This window comes from Conexibacter sp. CPCC 205762 (assembly GCF_030646155.1).
Taxonomy (GTDB): Bacteria; Actinomycetota; Thermoleophilia; order Solirubrobacterales; family Solirubrobacteraceae; genus Conexibacter.
This window is the reverse complement of record NZ_JAUTDN010000094.1, coordinates 1-2,033: the sequence shown is the minus strand read 5'-3', so window position 1 is coordinate 2,033 and position 2,033 is coordinate 1. Positions and strand designations below refer to the sequence as shown.

Genomic DNA, 2,033 nt, shown 5'->3' with positions numbered 1-2,033 from the left:
GCAGCCGGGCCGAGCGGCGCGACGGGCGCGCCTGGTCTGCGCGGCCCGGCCGGCAGAGCGGGCGCGCGCGGGCCGGCCGGCCGGACGCTGCGCGTGACCTGCCGGCTGCGCGGCCGGACGCGGGTGAGCTGCCGGGCGACGGTCGCGGCCGCGACGCACCGCCGCAGGGCTGTGGCGGCGCGTGCGGCTGCGCGGCTGACGCGCGCCGGCCGCGTCGTCGCGCGCGGGCGGCTGGGCGCGCTCCGCCCGACGCGCCGCACGCTGCCGGCAGGCCGCTGCCGGCTGCAGGTGAGAGCGGGCGGGCGGTGGCTGAGCGCCGCCGTCCGGATCGGAACGAGGGACCAGAGATGACGATGACGAAGCTTTCCGCCCGCCGCGCGAGCCGCTGCGACGGACCGAGCCACGCGCGCGACATCGCGAGCCGCGGCGACGACGGCGCGAGCCGCCCGCGTCACCGCGCCGGCAGCCTGCGCCACGGCGCGAGCCGGCTGCTGACGGCGGCCGCCGCACTCGGCACGCTCGCCGCCGCCGCGACCGCCGCCGGCTCGCTCGCAGCGCCGGTCGCCGCCGCGCCGCCGCCCGCGCTGGTCGCGACCTGGGGCGCGAACGGCAGCGGCCAGCTCGGCGACGGGACGAGCGCGGACGCGAGCGCGCCGCGGCTGCTCACGAGCACATGGTCGGTGACGGCGCTGTCGCTGGGCGAGCGCCACACGCTCGCGCTCCACGCCGACGGCAGCGTCAGCGCCTGGGGCGACAACGACGCCGGCCAGCTCGGCGGCGGACCGGCCGCCGGCAGCCAGACGCCCGTGCCAGCGACCGGCGTGACCGGCGCGACCGCCGTCGCGGCAGCCGCCGCGACGAGCTTCGCGCTGCGCGGCGACGGCACCGTCTGGAGCTGGGGCGACGCCGCCGGCGGGCTGCTCGGCCGCGGCGCCGACACCAGCGCCGCGCCGGCCGCGACCGCGATCGCCGGCGCGACGGCGATCTCGGCCGGCGTCGGCTTCGCGCTCGCCCTGCGTGGCGACGGCACCGTCCTCGCCTGGGGCGACAACAGCTACGGCCAGCTCGGCGTCGATCCGGCGGTCACGCCCGACCGCGCGACGTCCGCTGTGGTGCCGGGCATCTCCAGCGCGGTCGCGGTCGCGGCCGGCGGCTTCACCGCCTACGCGCTGCTCGCCGACGGGACGGTGCGGGCGTGGGGCTACGGCGGCTACGGGGAGCTGGGCGACGGGCTCGTCCACGACGGCACGGCCGCGCCGGAGTCCGTCCACACGCCAGTGGCCGTCGCGACGACCGACGTCAGACAGATCTCCGGCGGCGTCTCGCACGCGCTCGCGCTGCGCAGAGACGGCAGCGTCGTCGGCTGGGGCCTCGAGGGCGGCGACGGCACGTCGCGCTTCGCCCCGGTCGCGCCGGCGGGGCTGCCGGCGGTCGTCGAGGTCGCCGCGACCGGCGCGGCGTTCGCGCGTGGCGGCGACGGCTCGCTGTGGGCGTGGGGGAGCGACTGGCGCGGCCTGCTCGGGCTCGGCGGCAGCGGCGACAGCGCGACCCCGCGGCGGCTGGAGGGGATCGCCGCCGGCGGTCTCGCCAGCGGACCGGCGGCGCCGCACATGGCCGTGACGCGGGCGCCGCTGGCACCGTTCTCGGCCGCCGCGCTCAGCTTCGGCGCGCAGCCGCAGGGCACGCTGAGCGCGCCGCAGCGCCTCACCGTCACCAACCCCGACGGGCCGCTGACGGTCAAGCGGGTCGTCGCGACCGGGCCGGACGGCGACGACTTCCTCGTCCACGACGACGGCTGCGCGGGCGAGACGCTCGCGCCGGCCGCCGGCTGCGAGGTCGCGATCCGCTTCGCGCCGTCGGCCGCGGGCGCGCGCACGGCGACGCTGACCGTGCGCGGCGCCGGCGGCGAGTCGCTCACGCTGCCGCTGAGCGGGAGCGGCGGCGCGCCGCCCCAGGGGCCGCAGGGCGCGACCGGACCGGCCGGCCCCGCGGGCGCGCCCGGCGGCTCGGGCCCGGCCGGGCCCGCCGGCGTG

1 protein-coding gene and 1 pseudogene are annotated in these 2,033 nt (G+C 81.2%); both read left to right on the top strand.

Annotated elements, in window-relative coordinates; genetic code table 11:
- Nucleotides 1-351: pseudogene (locus tag Q7L73_RS28530) on the top strand (hypothetical protein); the annotation flags it as partial.
- Between the two features lie 2 nt (nucleotides 352-353).
- The coding region (locus Q7L73_RS28525) for a choice-of-anchor D domain-containing protein (protein WP_304715795.1) at nucleotides 354-2,033 on the top strand (1,680 nt) is incomplete at its 3' end.